This window comes from Streptomyces sp. DSM 116795 (assembly GCF_055792905.1).
In genome coordinates this window covers 5,585,324-5,602,035 of record NZ_CM147707.1, presented here as the reverse complement: position 1 = coordinate 5,602,035, position 16,712 = coordinate 5,585,324, and the positions used below count along the sequence as shown (strand labels likewise).

The following is a 16,712-nucleotide window of genomic DNA, read 5'->3' as shown; positions in this document are numbered from 1 at the left end:
GGCGGCGGACGCGAAGGAACACCCACGCGGTTGGCGCGCAGACGGTCCTCATGCCGGGGTGCAAGTCGCCCGCGCGCACGGCGAAGGCCTCGTCTCCGGCGCAGAGGCGACCGCGGCGAAGTGGCGGGCATCCGGTATGCGGCTTACGCCACGACGCCCGCGCGGCCACGCATGCGCGGCCCGCGCCGGCCAGGGCACAGCCGTCCCCCGCGGTGGCCCGGGCGTTGCGTCAGCTGCGGGCCGTCCGCCTCGAACGGCACAGCCACACGAAGGCGACCGCCGCGACCGACAGCGCGCTCACCTGCACCAGCGCCATCGGCACGGCGGTGTGCTCGCCCGCGACGCCGACGAGCGGCGAGGCGATCGCCCCGATCAGGAACTGGGCGGTGCCCAGCAGCGCGGACGCCGAACCGGCGGCGTGCGGAGCGCGCATCAGGCCCTGGGAGTTGGCGTTCGGCATGACGAAGCCCATGCCGGTCATCAGTACGCACAGTGCGGCGGCGACCGGCACCAGTCCGGCGTGGCCGAAGACGCCGCTCGTCATCAGCAGCAGCGCGACCGAGGCCGCACCGGTCATGCACAGCCCGAAGGCGAGGACGCGGTCCAGCGGCACACGGCCGACGAGCAGCTTTCCGTTGATCTGGCCGGCGGCGACCAGACCGATGGAGTTGATCATGAAGAGGAAGCTGAAGGTCTGCGCGCTCGCGCCGTAGATCTCCTGGACCACGAAGGGTGAGGCGGAGACGTACGCGAAGAGCGCCGCGAAGCTGAGGCTGCCCGCCAGCAGATAGCCGGTGAAGGCGCGGTCGGCGAAGAGGCCGCGCATCGTGCGCAGCGCGTCCGGGACGCCGCCGCTGTGCCGCATGCTGGGCGCCAGGGTCTCCGGCAGCCAGCGGGCCACGACGACGGTGAGGACGAGGCCGATGCCGGTGAGGATCAGGAAGACGCCCCGCCAGTCGGTGAAGCGGAGTATCTGCCCGCCGAGCACGGGGGCGAGGATAGGCGCGAGGCCCGATATGAGCATCAGGGTGGAGAAGAAACGGGCCATGGCGAGGCCGTCGTAGAGATCGCGGACGACCGCACGGGCGATGACGATGCCGGCGGCGCCCGTGAGGCCCTGCACCAGGCGGAAGACGATCAGCGTCTCGATGCTCGGAGCGAGAGCACAGGCCGCACCCGCGACGACGTATCCGCTCATGCCTATGAGCAGCGGACGGCGGCGTCCGAACTGGTCGCTCATCGGCCCGACCACGAGCTGGCCCACGGCGAGCCCCAGAAGACATCCGGTGAGCGTGAGCTGGGCCGTAGCGGCGGGGGTGTGCAGCGTGCCGCTCACGGCGGGCAGCGCAGGGAGGTACATGTCCATCGACAGCGCGGGCAGGGCGGTGAGGCTGCCGAGGATGAGGGTGACCAGCAGGCCGGCGCGCTGGAGGCGGCCGAGCTCCGGGACGGTCGCCTCTGCGAGGCCGGAGGCGGGACCGGGTGAGGGAACGGGTGCGGAACCGGACGCGGGTCCAGATCCTGGAGCGGTGGCGGGCTCGGACGCCCGACCCGATCCGGGAACGGATGCGGGGCCGGCTCCGGGTCCGGACCCGGAAGCGGAGGCCTGCCCCGTCACGGAGCCGTGTCCTGAGCCGGGGCCCTGGTCGGAGTCGGGGGCGGCGACGGAGTCGCCGACGGGCGCCGTGGCGGCGGCCGTTCGGGCAGGACCGGGGTCGGACATGCACCTCTCCAGGAGATTGTTGCTGACAGACACATTCTCCCAGACATTTCCGTCCCCGGCCCAACCGGTTTTCCGTTACGGGCGCCTGCGCACGGGCCTTTACGCAGGTGCTTCATACGGCTCTCAGAGCGGTTCCAGGCCCGGATCACCGGCCTTGGAGACGTACGACGCGGCCGTCGAGACCGGTGCCCCCGGCCGGGTGACCGCATCCACCGTCCGGTAGTCCGCGCGGAGTTGCCGCTGGTCGAGGGTGAGGAGCAGGTACCCGCGGCGCCCGTCGTAGAACTTCATGTGGGGGTTGGCGTCGGTGAGGGTCTGCCAGTCTCCCGGCTTCGCGACTCCGTCGCCGCCGCTGGCGACCGAGGTGGTGACCAGTTCCACACCGGCGGTCCGTGAGCCGGTGTCGTCGAAGTCCTCCTTGATGTCCATGGCGTAGTGCACGTGTACGTCCCCGGTGAGCACGGCGAGGTTCTTCACACCGGCCGTGCGCGCGGCGTCGAGGAACCGCTTCCGCGCCGCCGGATAGCCGTCCCAGGCATCCATGGACAGCGGGTACGGGCCCGTCGTCCTGTTCCGCCGGCGGGAGAGGACGGTCTGCTGCGGCACCAGGTTCCACACCGCGCGCGAACTCTTCCAGCCGTCCGAGAGCCAGCGCTCCTGCGCTGCGCCGAGCATCGTCCGGTCCGGTTTCTCCGTCTCCTCGGTGGGGATCTGCCAGCCGTCGCCGGCTGACTGGTTGTCACGGTGCTGGCGCCCGTCGAGGACGTCCAGCTGCGCGAGCCTGCCGAAGTGCAGCCTCCGGTAGAGCTGCAGGTCCGGGCCCGAGGGCTGCTGGGGCGGGCGGAGCGGCAGATTCTCGTAGTACGCGCGGTAGGCGGCGGCGCGGCGGGCGAGGAAGGCCTCGGGCGGTGAGCCGTCCGGGGTCTCGTCCGCGTAGTTGTTCTCCACCTCGTGGTCGTCCCAGGTGACGATCCAGGGGTGGGCCGCGTGCGCCGCCTGGAGGTCGGGGTCGCTGTGGTAGAGGGCGTACCTCAGCCGGTAGTCCTCCAGCGTCGCGGTCTCCTTGTTGAACGAGTCGGGCAGCTGGAGCGAGGGGTCGGCACGGTCGCCTCCGTGTGCGTCGACCGCGTACTCGTAGAGGTAGTCGCCCAGGTGGAGCACCGCGTCGACGTCCTCCTCCGCCGCGAGATGCTTCAGCGCGGTGAAGTATCCGTCGTGGTACGCCTGGCAGGAGACGGCGGCGAACCTCACCGAACCGGTCGCGTCGCCTGCGGCCGGAGCGGTACGGGTGCAGCCGGTGGGGCTCGTCCAGCGCCCCGCACGGAACCGGTAGTAGTAACGGGTCCGCGGGCTGAGGCCCTCGGGCACGACGTGCACCGAGTGGTGGAACTCCGGGTGCGCGGTGACGCTCCCGCTGCGGACCTTGCGCGTGAAGCGCTCGTCGCTCGCCAACTCCCAGCTGAGCTGGACCGGTTGGCGCGCGAGGCCGGCGTCCGGCTCGTACGGTTCGGGAGCGAGCCGGGTCCACAGCACGACGGAGTCGGGCAGCGGGTCGCCGGAGGCCACACCGAGGGTGAAGGGGTCTTTGTCGATACGGGCAGGGTCGAGCTTGGCTGCGGCGTGTGCGGGCCGGGGGAGGTTGGTACCGAGTGCGAGCGTCACGGTCGCCGCCGTCCCGGTCAGCAGTCTGCGACGGCACAATCGCCGTGCAGCCGCACGGTATTCGCTGTCTGCGCTCGAAGGCTGCGTCATACACGTGATTGCACAGGCCGCGGGAGTCGTCCAGCGGACGGACACGCGACAGCCGGGTGTCCACTCGGTGGCAGTCCGTCAGCTGCCGCCGTCATGGGCCCGTCCGGCGGCACGGACGTACTCTGCGCGGATGACGACTCAGGACGAGGGAGCGAGGACGGCCGTGGTGACCGGTGCTGGATCCGGCATCGGACGGGCCGTGGCGGTGGAACTGGCGGCGGCGGGATGGCGGTTGACGCTGGTGGGGCGGCGGGCGGCGCCGCTGGAGGAGACGGCGCGTCTGATCAGGGAAGCGCCCGGGGCGTCGGAGGCCGGGGCGTCGGAGGTGGCCGTCGTCCCCACCGACGTCACCGATCCGGAAGCCGTCGATGCCCTCTTCTCGTCCGTACGGGAGAGCGGGGGCAGGCTCGGCCTGCTGTTCAACAACGCCGGGACGTTCGGCCCGGCCGTGCCGCTGGAGGACCTGCCGGCTGCGGAGTGGCGCGGCGTCGTCGACGTCAACCTGACCGGTGCCTTCCTGTGCGCTCAGGCCGCGTTCCGGCTGATGAAGGATCAGCGGCCGCAGGGCGGCAGGATCATCAACAACGGCTCGGTCTCCGCCCATGTGCCGCGGCCGGGCTCGGTGGCGTACACGGCGACCAAGCACGCGGTGACGGGCCTGACCAAATCCCTTTCCCTGGACGGACGTCCGTACGGAATCGCCTGCGGCCAGATCGACATCGGCAACGCCGCCACCGAGATGACGGCGCGCATGCAGACGGGCGTACCGCAGGCGGACGGCACGACGAGGGCGGAGCCGGTGATGGACGCGGCGGACGTCGCCCGCACGGTGCTGCACATGGCGGAGCTGCCGCTGGAGGCGAACGTGCAGTTCGCGACCGTGATGGCGACGGCGATGCCGTACATCGGACGGGGCTGACGCCAGGGCGCCCAGGTGCCGGAAGTACGGACCGGGCCTTCGACGGAGGGTAGCCGCAGGCGCCCTGGGCAGCGCAGACTCATGGGCCCAGGAGAGAGAAGGGTGCGAGTGCGATGAGTGAGGCGTCCGGGGTGTCCGGGACCGATGCGGCCGGGAACGATGCGGTGGGAACCGGCGAGGCGAACGGGACCGGCGAGGCGAACGAGGCGGGTGCGGCGCCGCCGCCGGCCCCGGGCTTCGCCAACTACCAGAACGACATCTATCTGAACGGTCTCGACGGCAGTCTGCCGCCCTTCACCACGGACCTCACCCTCCTCGGCTCGTCCGCACGCGAGCATCTCGACCCCGGCGCATTCGGCTATCTCGCCGGGGCGGCGGGATCGGGCGCCACGCACCGCGCCAACCGTGAGGCCTTCGAGCGGCACCGCCTCGTCCCGCGCATGCTGCGCGGCTCCGCGGCGCGGGACCTGAGCACGACGGTGCTGGGAACCCGCATGCCCGCGCCGGTGCTGCTCGCGCCCGTCGGCGTCCAGTCGATCATCCACCCCGACGGCGAGCTCGCGACGGCCCGCGCCGCTGCCTCCGTCGGCGTCCCGATGGTGCTCTCGACCGCCTCCTCGCACACCATCGAGCAGGTCGCGGAGGCGCACGGGCCGGACAACCCGCGCTGGTTCCAGCTGTACTGGCCCAACGACGACGACGTATGCGTCAGCATCCTGGACCGCGCCCGCAAGGCCGGGTTCAGCACTCTCGTCGTCACCCTCGACACCTGGACCCTCGCCTGGCGCCCGCAGGACCTCGACCAGTCCTATCTGCCGTTCATCCGCGGCATCGGCACCGCGATCCCCTTCTCCGACCCCGCTTTCCGCGCCGGGCTCGACAAGCCGCCGGAGGACGATCTGATTCCGGCGGTGCTGCGCTGGGTGCCGATGTTCACGGGCACGGACCACTCCTGGGACCAACTGCCGTTCCTGCGGCGGCACTGGGACGGCCCGATCGTGCTGAAGGGCGTCCTCCACCCGGACGACGCCCGCAGGGCCGCCGACGCCGGCATGGACGGCATCGTCGTCTCCAACCACGGCGGGCGCCAGGTCGACGGCGCGATCGCCTCCCTCGACGCGCTCCCCCAAGTCGTCGAGGCGGTCGGCGACCGCCTCGAGGTCCTCTTCGACTCGGGTGTCCGCACCGGCTCGGACGTCCTCAAGGCGCTCGCCCTCGGCGCACGTGCCGTCCTCGTCGGACGCCCGTACGCGTACGGGCTGGCGCACGGCGGCGAGGACGGCGTGCGGCACGTGCTGCGCAGCCTGCTGGCCGATCTGGACCTCACGCTGGGTTTGTCGGGGCACCGCACACCTGCCGATCTGTCGCCGGGCTCGCTGCAGAGCGGGGTGTGAGCCGCGGCTATCATGGGCCGTACGGCGGACGAGCCGGCCGGGCGGCCGCGTCGGAACCTTCGGTTCCGTCGAGGAACGTCCGGGCTCCGAAGGGCAGGATGGTGGGTAACGCCCACCCGGGGTGACCCGCGGGAAAGTGCCACAGAAAGCAGACCGCCGGGCCGTACGGCAGCACAGCGGTACGGACCCGGTAAGGGTGAAACGGTGGTGTAAGAGACCACCAGCGCCCAGGGCGACCTGGGCGGCTAGGCAAACCCCATCCGGAGCAAGGTCAAGAGGGGCCGTCGGCAGACGGCTCTGCGCGGACGTCTGAGGGCTGCCCGCCCGAGTCCGCGGGTGGACCGCACGAGGCCGGCGGCAACGCCGGTCCCAGATGGATGGCCGCCTCCCCCGGCGCCGCGAGGCTCCGGGGAGACAGAACCCGGCGTACAGGCCGACTCGTCCGCCGCACCACCTCAGCCCCTGGCCGGAGCGGGTGTGCACTCCGGGCCTTGCTGATTCGGATCTCTGGTCCGGGTCTGATCCGGCTCTGAGCCGGATCAGATTCCGACCGGTCGGGCAGACGGCGCTCAGTCCGGTGTTATCCGGGCGGCTACCGGCAGGTGGTCGCTGCCGGTGGCGGGCAGGGTGCGGATGTGGCCGACCGTCGCTGAGCGGGCCATGACCTGGTCGATCCGGGCCAGCGGGAATGCGGCGGGGAAGCTGAAGGAGGTGCCCCGCTCCGCGACTTTCATCCGAGAGGTCAGCGGGCCGAGCCCGCGGTCGTGGACTGTGCCGTTCAGGTCGCCCAGCAGGATCACTGCTTCCCGCTTCTCGGCGGCGAGAGCCCGGCCCAGCAGCCCGGCGCTCTCATCGCGCAGGGAGGATTCCATGCCGCTCGCACGCAGGCGGACCGAGGGCAGATGCGCGACGTACGTCGCGATCTCGCCGTGCGGTGCACGGACCACGGTCCGCAGCCCGCGGTTCCAGCCCTCCGCGATCCCCCGGGGTCTGATGTCCACCAGCCTGCTGCCGCTCAGCGGATGCTTCGACCAGAGGCCGACGCTTCCCCGTACGACGTGGTACGGGTACTCCTCGGCCAGGGCCCTTTCGTAGAGCGGCAGCTTCCGCGGCACCAGCTCCTCCAGCCCGATGAGGTCGGGTTCGGCTCCGGCCAGTGCCCTGGCCGTACCGGCCGGGTCGGTGTTCTCGTCGCTCACGTTGTGCTGCACCACGACCAGGTCGTGCGTCGCGCCGGGCCTCTCAGCGGGCAGGAACAGCCCTCCGAAGAGGCACATCCAGGCCGCCGCCGGCAGCAGCAGGGCCACCAGCGCAGTGGCGGAACGGCGCAGCAGCGCCAGGCCGAGCAGGACCACGACCGCGAGGCCCAGCGATGGCAGGAACGCTTCCAGCAGACTCCCCAGGCGGCCGGCGGAGTTGGGCACGGCGCGGTGGAACGCCAGCAGCCCGGCCGTCACCACCGCGAGCGCGGCGAGCACCCTGCCCCGCTTCCAGGCCGACCGGTCCCGTGCATCCCCGCCCCGCGCCCGTCGGCCCGCGCGCCGTAGCGCCGCGTTCACCGCCGGCATCGCGCTTCGGTCTGACCGCACCTGCTCCACCATGGCCCTGGCTCCCCGTCCACTCGCTCCAAGACGAGCAACCGGGCGGATCTGGTTCTGCGTTGTGCGTTGTGCGTTGTGCGTTCAGCGTCTGCGTTCGGCAATATCCGTCCGCGCGGGGCCTGTTGACCGCTCATGGGCGGCGGGTGCCGGGCTGTACGTCGTGACGGCGGAGCCGTTGTCGGTTCTGTCGCCGGTCCTGCCGGTTCGGCCGGTCCCGTCGCCGGCGTCCGTGACTGTCAGGGCCAGGCCGATGGCGAGGGCGAGAGCCGCGCCGAAGGCACCGAAGACGAGCCCGGCCAGAGCCTGACCGGGATTGCCGGCCTCGCCGCGCTTCGCGCTGCCACGGCCGATCGCGCCGAAGATCACGGCGAGGGTGCCGAGGGCGATGGCCAGCGGCCACAGCCAGAACAAGGCCGTCGCGGTGATCCCGAGGACGAGGGAGGCCACGCCCATGCCGTTGGCCGGCGCCCGCGGTACCGCGAGTGACGGAGCCGGCGGCGATGCCGGTGTCGGGGCGGGTGGCGGAGCCGGTGTCGGGGCGGTCGAAGGGGCGAGTGGCGGGGCATTGTCCGGTACCCGTCCCTTGCGAACCGACGGGACACAGGCCGCGACGGCCGACCACAGAATCGCGCTGACACCGGCGTAGACGGCCGCCCGGGACAGGTCGGGTGCGGCGCATCTGCCGGTCCAGCACCCCAGCACCGCCAGGAGCACCTCGGCACCGGCTAGAGCGAGGACGCCGGCGATCGTGCTCGCCAGCGCCGCGTGGGCGAAGGCCAGACCGCTGTCACGGGGGCGGCGGCCCGTACGGACTGCGAGGACGACCAGTGCCACGGCCGTGGACAGAAGCCCCAAGGCGCCGGCCCCGGGGGCCCCGGCCCTTGCGAAGGTGAGCACGGCCACGAGCGCCGAGAGCCACAGCCCCCAGCGCACCCCGCTGCCCAGGGTGTGGCGCAGTTCCCGGCGGGCCCCGTCACGCGCACCGGGAATCAGCGACTGCCCCAGGAGCGGAAGCAGCGCCGCCAGCCCGCCCGCGCACAGCAGATACGGCGAGCGGACGGCGGCGTTCATGCCCGCGGCCAGCACGAAGGCCACGATCTCCGGTACCCGCCCGTCGAGGATCCTCGACATCAGGGCCTGACCGGTCATCAGCTCCATCAGCCAGTGGAGGACACAGGCGAAGAGCAGTCCCACCGCCGCGACGAAACCGCACAGGGTCAGGGCCTGACGCTGCCGGTGCGGCAGCGCCTGCCGCCACAGGTGGACCGTGCCGGACATCCACCGGGCGGAGACGAACGCGGCGGAAGCAAGCAGGGCCGTCCACGGGAGGAACCCGAGACCGAGCTGCCCGGCGCTGGCCAGAGTGAACGCGGTGCTCGCGCTGAACACACCGCCGCCCAGCGCCAGTCCGCAGCCCAGCCCCCACGCGGGCGTCCGCAGCACGCGCCTGGCCGCTCCAGGGAACCCCTCGTCCGAGCGCAGTGCCAGGAAGCCCACGATCCCCGCGGACAGCGTTCCGGTGACGAGGCCGGCGAGCAGCCACTTGGCGGCGTCGGCGCCCGCGCCCAGGGCGGAGTTGAGCACGTACGTGTCGGTGATCTCGGTATGCAGCGCTCCGAGGACGGAGCCGACCGCGAGGAGTTCCCAGAAGCCGCTGCGGAACAGGGGCCCGGTGTCGTCGAGCATGGCGCGCCGCTGGGCCGCGGTGGGGTGCACCCGCAGCAGATCGCCCGTCAGCCGGCGCCTCTCCTTCCCCGAGCCGAAGAGCGCGTGCAGGGCGTCGGGCGAGGTGTTCCACTGCTGGGCACGTGCGTCGGCGTAGAACTCACGGCTGCGCAGGACCGCTCTGCGTGCGAGCGGCATGACGACGATCAGGCAGAGGGTCTGGAGCGACGCCGCGACACCTTGCGCGAAGGAGGCGGCCGTCCCGGTGCCCCACAGCAACTCCCAGCCGATGCCGGAGGGAAGGCTCAGCAGGAGCAGGGGCAGGCCGGCCCGTCCGGCGGCGATGGTCAGGAAGCTGATGTCGATGTCACGGTTCCGGACGTGGGCCAGCTCGTGCAGAACCACTGCTTCGAAGGCCTCGGGCCGTCGGGCCCGCAGAGCGATCAGACCGCCGCTGAGGACGATGTGCCTGCGTCTCCACCGGCCGAAGGCCAGCGCGGAGACACGTGAGTTGAGCGGCTGCACATGCCAGCGGACCGGCTCCGTGCCCGCCCTGGCCCACAGCCTCTCCAATGTCTCTGTCACATCGGGGAGTTCGGCCCCGAGCTGCACATACCGGCGGCGGCGGATCCGCCAGCCCGGCAGGTACCAGTAGGTGACGAACACGACCAGCCAGAAGACGAGTACGGCGGCCACCGGCACCCAGAGGTCCACCAGCCGGGGGTCCGCGCCGCACAACTCCTCGGCCGACGGCCTGTCACCCGAGGGGAAGCCGCTCGTCCCCCGGTTCTGGCGCTCCCAGCAGTCCCGGTACTCGACGAAGCGGCGTTTGTCCTCGTCGGAACCCCCGGGCCCGAAGCGGGTGGCGGCGAACGACATGACGACCGCGGTCGTGCTGAGCACCAGCAGGGCGAAGCGCAGGGTCGTGCCGGACGGCACGGTGAACGGATCGCGTGTGCGCGCCGCCGTCGTCGCGGCGCTAGTCACCGGGTCGCCCGTGGGCCTCCGGTTCCCCAGGGCCCGATGCCCCGGCCTCGGCGTCCGGCGCGGCCGGCGCCATGACCAGTTCGGCGACGATCCCGTCGGCGACCGCCTTCGCGATCTCTGCCGGCACACGGAGCCGGCGGGCGTTCCGGCGTGCGATGCCGTGGATCTGCTGCATCTGCTCCGACGTCAACGTGGGCTGGGATTCCGGCAGTTCGGGCCCGGACCTCGGAGCGGGTTCCGTCGCAGGGTCCGGGCGCCGCAGCAGGACGCGCCTGATCCAGGAGGCCAGACGAGAGGCGGTGCGCTCGGTGCGCGCCCGGGCGAACTGGCTGAGCACGTCGACGGCGACTGCCAGGACCAGGGTGGTGACCGCCGCGGTGATCCCTTCGACGCCGAATCCGAGCGGCTCGCTCTGCCGGGTCTCCTTCCGGCGTCCGCGCCGCGGCGTGGTGTGGAACGCGTCGGCGACCACGTCGAACTGTTCAAGTTCCGCGCGGGCGTCGATTCCTGCCTGCTCGTTGAGCTCACTCCCCGCCAGCACCGCGCGTGCCAGCCGGTTCGCGGCCTCCCGGCCGTACTGATCGCCCACCGGAACTCTCCCCCCGTACAGCATCCGCCCACATGTGCGCCGTCAGCGCAGGCACACTACCGCCGTCCTGAGAAATGTCCTCATACCCCGTCAACTACTCCGGTACGCACGGCGGTTCACAGCTCCACGGGGGCGGCGCCCGAAGGGCGGTTATCCGGTTGAGCGAAGCCCGGGCAGGTGCTTCACTGACGCGCCGCGGAACCGTTGACGGACCACCCTGGGGGCGAACGCAGCATGGTGTCCGGTGAGTTGGTGAAACTGCGTGCTCTGGAGCCGTCCGAGGCCGGGGCGATGTGGCGGTGGCACAGCGACCCCGAGGTGATGCGCTGGATGAGCGACGGCTACGCCCAGTCGTCGGCCGCCGTCAGCAAGCGCCTGGAGGAGAGGCCGCGCAACGGGTACGGCGACGTGCTGTACGGAATCGAGGTGCTCGCCGACGCGGCACTCATCGGCCTAGTGCGCCTGCGCGACGCGGAACCGGAGACGGGCTGCGCCGAACTCGACATCTACATCGGGGAGAAGAGGTACTGGGGGCGCGGTTACGCCACGGACGCCATGCGCACGATGTGCCGCTACGGCTTCGAGAAGATGCGCCTCCACAAGATCTCGCTGACGGTCGTCACGGAGAACCACGCCGCCCACCACGTCTACCGGAAGGTCGGGTTCACCGAGGAGGGGAGGCTGCGCCAGGTCTTCCGCCGCGACGGGCGCTGGTACGACATGTTCACCATGGGCCTGCTGGAGGGCGAGCTCCGAACCTGACAGCGCGAACGGCAGGCGCGCCACAAGCTGCGCGCGGGTACGGGCCGACGGCCTCCGGTTACGCTCAACCGACGCCCTGCCGCCGGGCGTTGGCCAGCAGCGCCTGGACGCCCGCCGTGTCGAAGCCGGTGAGCCTGCCCGCGTCGGCGCCCTGGTGCCCGCCGTTGGGTGAGCACATCACCGGCCGGATGCCGTGCGGGCCGGCGGTGCACTCGTACCGCCCGACGGTGCCGTCGCCGTCCAGGTCGAGGTTCGGGTGGTCGAGCCCGAGGGCGTGCAGCATCTCGTGCACCGAGGTGTTCCGCAGCTGGTACGGGGCTATGTGCCAGGTGCCGTCGTGGTACTCGCTGTCCATGGTGACGACGCCGCCCGCCGCGACGCCCTTCGCGGGGTCCGGGCAGGGCATGCCCAGGCTGTAGCCGCCGCGGCCCGTCGGCCGGTACTTCTCGGTGTAGTGGATGTGCCCCGCGGGCGGGCATACGGACGGATCGAGGCGCTCCACCCCGCCGACCGTCATCCTCACCCCGGCCGTCCTCAACTGGGCCACCGCGGCCGTCAGATGGGGCGTGTAGCGCTGCTTCAGCGCGGCGGAGGCGAATGTGACCGTGTACTGGCGCGACGGACTGACCGAGGTCACCCCGAGCCGCGTGGCCAGCCGGAAGCCGGTGCCCTGCACGGTGAGCCGGGCGGCGTGTGCGGGAGTCACGCCGAACGCACAGGTGACGATCAGCGCGGTGCCGACGGCGATGCCGGTTCTCAGCATGGGCGCTCCTGTGAAGTTGTGTGGGGGGCCGCTCCCGTGACGCGTCCACGGGCGACGGGCTCGGGATCCCGCGGCCCGGCGCGGCGGACGTACGGGAAGGCACTCCGGTATCCCGGTAATACCCGTTTTCTTCTCAAGTGACCCGCGCCACAAGGCCGTTGGCGAACGCCACGCGAGGCGGCCGAAAGGCCGTCCGGCGCGCCTCCATTCGAGCGCGGCCCGCGAATCCTCCGGGGAGACGGCGGCAAGCGGGTGCGCGCCGCCGCGGCGCGGCCTCTGCGGTCGTCGCCGCGGCGGCGAACGCGCCACGGACGCGTCCGCGCACGGGCACGCGGACGCGCAGACGACAGCGCACAACGGGCGAGGGCGAAGGCCCCGCAATAGATTGGCCCCGTTCTGTCCCTCTGGGGATCGGCAGGAGCAGTGACGAGACCGGAGATCGACTACGCCGCGCTCTTCGCGGCCTTGCCCAGCCCGAACCTGGTACTCGACCCGGAGCTGACCATCCTGGACGCCAACCGGGCGTACCTGCAGGTCACCGGGCGGCCCCGCGAAGAGCTCGTCGGGAAGTACATGTTCGACGCCTTCCCGCCCAATCCCGCCGACCCGCAGTCGGACGCCGCAGCGAACCTGGCGGCGTCGCTGCGCAGGGTCGTGGAGCTGCGGAAAACCGACAGCATGGCGCTGCACAAGTACGACATCCCCGTCGCCGGCCGCCCCGGCGAATTCGAGGAACGCTGGTGGTCACCGGTCAACACCCCCGTCCTCGGGCCCGAGGGCTCGGTGACCTGCATCATCCACCGTGTGGAGGACGTCACCGGGTTCATCCGTGAGTGGGGCCCCCTCGCGGCCGCCGACGAGGAGAGAAACGTACGCACACGCAGCGCAGAGGCGGAGCTCTACGCCCGGGGCCAGGAGCTCCAGCACATGAACGAGGAGCTGCGGCGGGCCCACGCCCGGGAGAGCCGGGTCGCCCTCACCCTTCAGGAGGCGCTGCTCCACTCGCCGGATCTGCCCAGGCCGGGCGTCGCCGTCCGCTACCTGCCCGCCGTGGGGACGCTCAACGTGTGCGGCGACTGGTACGACGTGACCGACGTGCCCGAGGCCGGGTTCACGGCCGCTGTCGGTGACGTCGTCGGCCACGGACTCGAAGCGGCCGGCGTCATGGGGATGCTGCGCAGCGCCCTGAGCGCCGCCATGCGCGCCACGGCCAGCCCTGCCAGGGCGCTGCAGATCCTGGGGCTCTACGCGAACTCCGTCGAAGGCGCGCAGTCGGCGACCGCCGTCAAGGTCAGGATCGACACCGACGAGCAGACGATCACCTACAGCAGCGCCGGGCATCTGCCCCCCGTCCTGCTCCACGCACATGGCGACTGCGAACTGCTGGACCGCGCGACGGACCCGCCGCTGGCCACCCGCTCCGAGCAGATGCCCCGGCCACAGGCCCGCGCGCTCTACAACCCCGGGGACTGCCTGGTGCTCTACACGGACGGGCTGGTGGAGCGGCGGGGCGAGGACATCGACGAGGGCATCGCCCGTCTGACCTCCACCCTCGCCTCCAGCGCCGGGCGCGACGCCGAGCGGGTCGCGGACGACCTGCTGTCCGGGCTCGGTGTCAGCGTCGGCGCCCCTGACGACATCGCCCTGGTGGTCATCAGCCTCTGACAGCGAGTGGCCGCGGCAGCGCCTCATGCCCGCGCCCGACCACGCCGGCGGGCCGACCACCCCGGGAGGCCGACTACCTCAGCTCGTCGGCCGCTCCATCCGCGACGGCGCGCTCCCTGCCGGCAGGCCGACCAGCGCCTCGGCCTGCCCAGGCGGGTACGGCGCGGGGCCGTGCCACTCCAGGACCAGCACCGTGGCGTCGTCGCTCAGCCGCCCCCGGTGGTAGTCGAGGTGGTGGCGGATCAGGCGGCGGAGCGTCTCGGGCACGGGCAGCCCGTCCGCGTGGTGCCTGATGAGGAAGTCCGTGAACCGGTCGAGGCCGAACTCCTCGCCATCGGGGTTGCGGGCCTCCGTGATCCCGTCGGTGTAGAGCAACAGCCGGTCGCCGGGCTCCAGTTGCTCGCGGCACAGCCTCGGCACGATGTCGAGACCGGCCCCCATCGGAGGTGCCGGATCACACTCCAGCTGGACGGCGAAGCGGCCGCCGCGGATGACGACCGGCGGGTAGTGGCCGCGGCTGATCCAGGAGAGCCGCCCGGTGCCCACGTCCAGGTCGGCGAGGACGCCGGTGGCGTAGCGGCTGTCCTCGAACTGGTCGATGAGCTCTCTCTCCATTCCCTTCGCCGTCTCTACCAGTCCGCTGCCCTGACGGCGCTGGTTGCGGCAGGCGGCCACGGCGAGATTCGCGGTCAGGCCGGCCGCGGTGTCATGGCCCATGGCGTCGATGATGCACAGGTGGGCGATGTCGCCGGCGAAGGCGTAGTCGAAGGCGTCCCCGCTGACCTCGTACGCGGGCTCCATCAGCGCGCTTACGACGACCCTGTCCGTCGCGAAGGTGCGCGGCGGCATCAGGCGCCACTCCATCTCCGCGGCGACGTTCATGCGGCGCCGCCGCACCAGACGGGCGTACGCGTCGCTGGTGCCGCGCTTGGTCACCAGCAGCAGGGCGACCAGGCCGGCCAGCTCCCGCATCTCCTGCATGCAGGACTCCGCCGAGCCGGAGGTCGTGACCCGCAGCAGCCCGATCCGCTCGGTGCCGTTCAGCACGGGCACCCACCACTGGTCGCCGCTCGCGGACGTGGGGAGGATCTCGCCGAGCTGGAAGGCACGCCCCGGCGCCGTGCCTTCGATCTGGATCTCGGCGGGGAGGTCGCCGGTCATCCTGCCGCCGTCGACACCCTCGCCGGTCATCAGCGTCAGGACGGTCTGCTGGAGATCGCAGATGTAGAGAAGCACCTCCGACCAGCCGAAGCGCCTGGCCTGCTCGCTCACGACCCGGGGCACCTCCGTCAGCGTGCTCAGATGGCTGGCCGAGAGGAGCTCACCCAGCATCTGGGCCCGGCCGGATGCCCTGCTCATCGCACATCCTCCTTCGGCCGCCGACGCGAACGATGTCGACGGGTACCCGGGGAGGACGGGGACGACTCGCCTCCCGTACGTTCCGGATCCGTCGGTTCGGCTCTTCTGCTCGGCACGCCGGTGGTCTCCCTCTCCAGGCTGCACCCCCGGCACCGGGAGCCGCCAGCACGGTCTCCGGACCTGGTCACAGGAGCACCGCGTGAGGACGCCACCACCGCGTGAGCCGGACGGACCGCGAAGGGCGGCCTGCCACCATGGACGGCATGAGCTTCGACACCGCTGCCATCGAACTCGCGACACAGCGCTACCGCGAGGCCGCCGCCGCCCTCGACGCCGCCCGCACTGACCTGGAGGCGGTGGTGGCGCAGGCGTTGCGCGACGGCGGCAGCGAGGGCGAGGCGGCGATCGCCGAGGTGACCGGCTGGTCGCGGGAGCGGATGCGGGAAGCGGCAGCGGGCGTGGCGGAACGGGAGGGGAACGCGTAGCGGCCCTGCCGTCCCCCGCACTGTCCGCACCGCCTCGGCGCACGCGTCTCGCGCACGGACACCTCACGCACGCCCCGTGTGCCCGCGAAGTCCCCGTACCCCATACGCTGCTTGGCGTCGTTACGCGGTCGCCTTGCGGCCGTTCCGCGGCCGGTCCGCCGTCGGTCGCGGTCGTCTCTCCGTCGTTCCGCCTCCGTATCCGCCCTTCGTATCCGCCCTTCGTATCCGCCGAGGAGATCCGCCGTGCTCGTGCTGCTGCCACCGTCCGAGGGAAAGACCGACGGCGGCCGGGGACGCCCCTTCGATCCGGACGGGATGTCGCTGCCGGGGCTGGCACCCGCACGCGAGGCGGTGCTGGAGGAGCTCGTGGGGCTCTGCTCGGCGGACGAGGAGAAGGCGCGCGACGTGCTGGGCCTCAGCGAGGGGCTGCGCGGCGAGGTGGCCAGGAACGCCCGGCTGCGCTCGGCACCCGCGCGCCCCGCAGGTGAGATCTACACCGGAGTCCTCTACGACGCCCTCGGCCTGGCCACGCTCAGCCCCGCGGCGAAGCGGCGGGCCGCGAAGTCGCTGCTGGTCTTCTCGGGCCTCTGGGGCGCGGTCGGGATCAAGGACCGCATCCCCTCGTACCGCTGCTCGGGCGGGGTACGCCTGCCCGGGATCGGCGCGCTCGGTGCGCACTGGCGGGAGCCGCTGGCGGCCGTACTGCCTGAGGCGGCCGGCACGGGCCCGTTGCTCGACCTGCGTTCGACGGCGTACGCACAGATGTGGAAGCCCACGGGCGAGCTGGCCGAACGCACCGTCACGGTACGTGTGCTGCAGTCGGCCATGGTGAACGGCGTCGAGAAGCGGACCGTGGTCAGCCACTTCAACAAGGCGACGAAGGGCCGGATCGTACGCTCCCTGCTGGAGGAGGGTCGGTCCCCCTCCGGCCCCGCGGCGCTGGTGAAGGCGCTGCGCGGGCTGGGTTACGCGGTGGAGGAGCCCGAGACCGGCCGGAAGCCGGGGAAGCCGCTGGCGCTGGACGTGGTGGTCTCGGAGCTTTGAGCCT

13 protein-coding genes and 1 other RNA gene are annotated in these 16,712 nt (G+C 72.0%); 7 read left to right on the top strand and 7 right to left on the bottom strand.

Annotated elements, in window-relative coordinates:
- Positions 1-229 precede the first annotated feature (229 nt).
- Together ACSMXX_RS24165 and ACSMXX_RS24160 are read right to left on the bottom strand one after the other, a co-directional pair.
- Entirely contained in the window at positions 230-1,723 is a 1,494-nt protein-coding gene (locus ACSMXX_RS24165) for a multidrug effflux MFS transporter (RefSeq protein WP_473180792.1), read from the bottom strand.
- 123 nt (positions 1,724-1,846) lie between these two features.
- The gene (locus ACSMXX_RS24160; protein ID WP_473180791.1) at positions 1,847-3,475 is read right to left on the bottom strand and encodes an alkaline phosphatase D family protein; all 1,629 of its coding nucleotides are present in this window, start codon (positions 3,473-3,475) and stop codon (positions 1,847-1,849) included.
- Positions 3,476-3,605: 130 nt separating this feature from the next.
- Between ACSMXX_RS24160 and ACSMXX_RS24155 the strand changes: the two genes are divergently transcribed.
- The 3 genes from ACSMXX_RS24155 (at position 3,606) to rnpB (ending at position 6,233) form a co-directional block, all read left to right on the top strand.
- Positions 3,606-4,394, top strand: coding sequence for an SDR family oxidoreductase (locus tag ACSMXX_RS24155; RefSeq protein WP_473180790.1), 789 nt, complete (start codon positions 3,606-3,608; stop codon positions 4,392-4,394).
- 113 nt (positions 4,395-4,507) lie between these two features.
- Positions 4,508-5,788, top strand: coding sequence for a lactate 2-monooxygenase (locus ACSMXX_RS24150; protein WP_473180789.1), 1,281 nt, complete (start codon positions 4,508-4,510; stop codon positions 5,786-5,788).
- Between the two features lie 29 nt (positions 5,789-5,817).
- Positions 5,818-6,233: RNase P RNA component class A (rnpB, locus tag ACSMXX_RS24145), an RNA gene on the top strand.
- Positions 6,234-6,357: 124 nt separating this feature from the next.
- Here the strand turns inward: rnpB and ACSMXX_RS24140 are convergent.
- The 3 genes from ACSMXX_RS24140 to ACSMXX_RS24130 all read right to left on the bottom strand — a co-directional run bounded on the left by ACSMXX_RS24140 (position 6,358) and on the right by ACSMXX_RS24130 (position 10,630).
- Positions 6,358-7,389 (bottom strand): endonuclease/exonuclease/phosphatase family protein, encoded by a 1,032-nt coding sequence (locus ACSMXX_RS24140; protein ID WP_473180788.1) that lies wholly within the window; start codon positions 7,387-7,389, stop codon positions 6,358-6,360.
- 81 nt (positions 7,390-7,470) lie between these two features.
- Positions 7,471-10,041 (bottom strand): M48 family metalloprotease, encoded by a 2,571-nt coding sequence (locus ACSMXX_RS24135; protein WP_473180787.1) that lies wholly within the window; start codon positions 10,039-10,041, stop codon positions 7,471-7,473.
- Positions 10,034-10,630 carry a hypothetical protein gene (locus ACSMXX_RS24130; protein ID WP_473180786.1) on the bottom strand — a complete coding sequence of 199 codons (597 nt, stop codon included), beginning with the start codon at positions 10,628-10,630 and terminating at the stop codon, positions 10,034-10,036. Before ACSMXX_RS24130 ends, ACSMXX_RS24135 begins: the two co-directional genes overlap by 8 nt.
- Before the next feature lie 252 nt (positions 10,631-10,882).
- On the opposite strand from ACSMXX_RS24130, the gene ACSMXX_RS24125 reads away from it, so the two are divergent.
- The gene (locus ACSMXX_RS24125; RefSeq protein ID WP_473180785.1) at positions 10,883-11,392 is read left to right on the top strand and encodes a GNAT family N-acetyltransferase; all 510 of its coding nucleotides are present in this window, start codon (positions 10,883-10,885) and stop codon (positions 11,390-11,392) included.
- Positions 11,393-11,456: 64 nt separating this feature from the next.
- Here the strand turns inward: ACSMXX_RS24125 and ACSMXX_RS24120 are convergent, their stop codons facing one another.
- Positions 11,457-12,155 (bottom strand): zinc metalloprotease, encoded by a 699-nt coding sequence (locus tag ACSMXX_RS24120; RefSeq protein WP_473180784.1) that lies wholly within the window; start codon positions 12,153-12,155, stop codon positions 11,457-11,459.
- Positions 12,156-12,578: 423 nt separating this feature from the next.
- Here ACSMXX_RS24120 and ACSMXX_RS24115 point away from each other — a divergent pair, with 423 nt between their 5' ends.
- The gene (locus ACSMXX_RS24115) at positions 12,579-13,820 is read left to right on the top strand and encodes a SpoIIE family protein phosphatase (protein ID WP_473180783.1); all 1,242 of its coding nucleotides are present in this window, start codon (positions 12,579-12,581) and stop codon (positions 13,818-13,820) included.
- Positions 13,821-13,898: 78 nt separating this feature from the next.
- On the opposite strand, the gene ACSMXX_RS24110 is transcribed toward ACSMXX_RS24115, so the two are convergent.
- Positions 13,899-15,179 (bottom strand): PP2C family protein-serine/threonine phosphatase, encoded by a 1,281-nt coding sequence (locus ACSMXX_RS24110; RefSeq protein ID WP_473180782.1) that lies wholly within the window; start codon positions 15,177-15,179, stop codon positions 13,899-13,901.
- A gap of 218 nt (positions 15,180-15,397) precedes the next feature.
- On the opposite strand from ACSMXX_RS24110, the gene ACSMXX_RS24105 reads away from it, so the two are divergent.
- Together ACSMXX_RS24105 and yaaA are read left to right on the top strand one after the other, a co-directional pair.
- Positions 15,398-15,664, top strand: coding sequence for a hypothetical protein (locus ACSMXX_RS24105; protein ID WP_473180781.1), 267 nt, complete (start codon positions 15,398-15,400; stop codon positions 15,662-15,664).
- 243 nt (positions 15,665-15,907) lie between these two features.
- Positions 15,908-16,708: a peroxide stress protein YaaA gene (gene yaaA, locus ACSMXX_RS24100; protein ID WP_473180780.1), complete on the top strand. Its 801-nt coding sequence runs from the start codon at positions 15,908-15,910 to the stop codon at positions 16,706-16,708.
- Positions 16,709-16,712 lie beyond the last annotated feature (4 nt).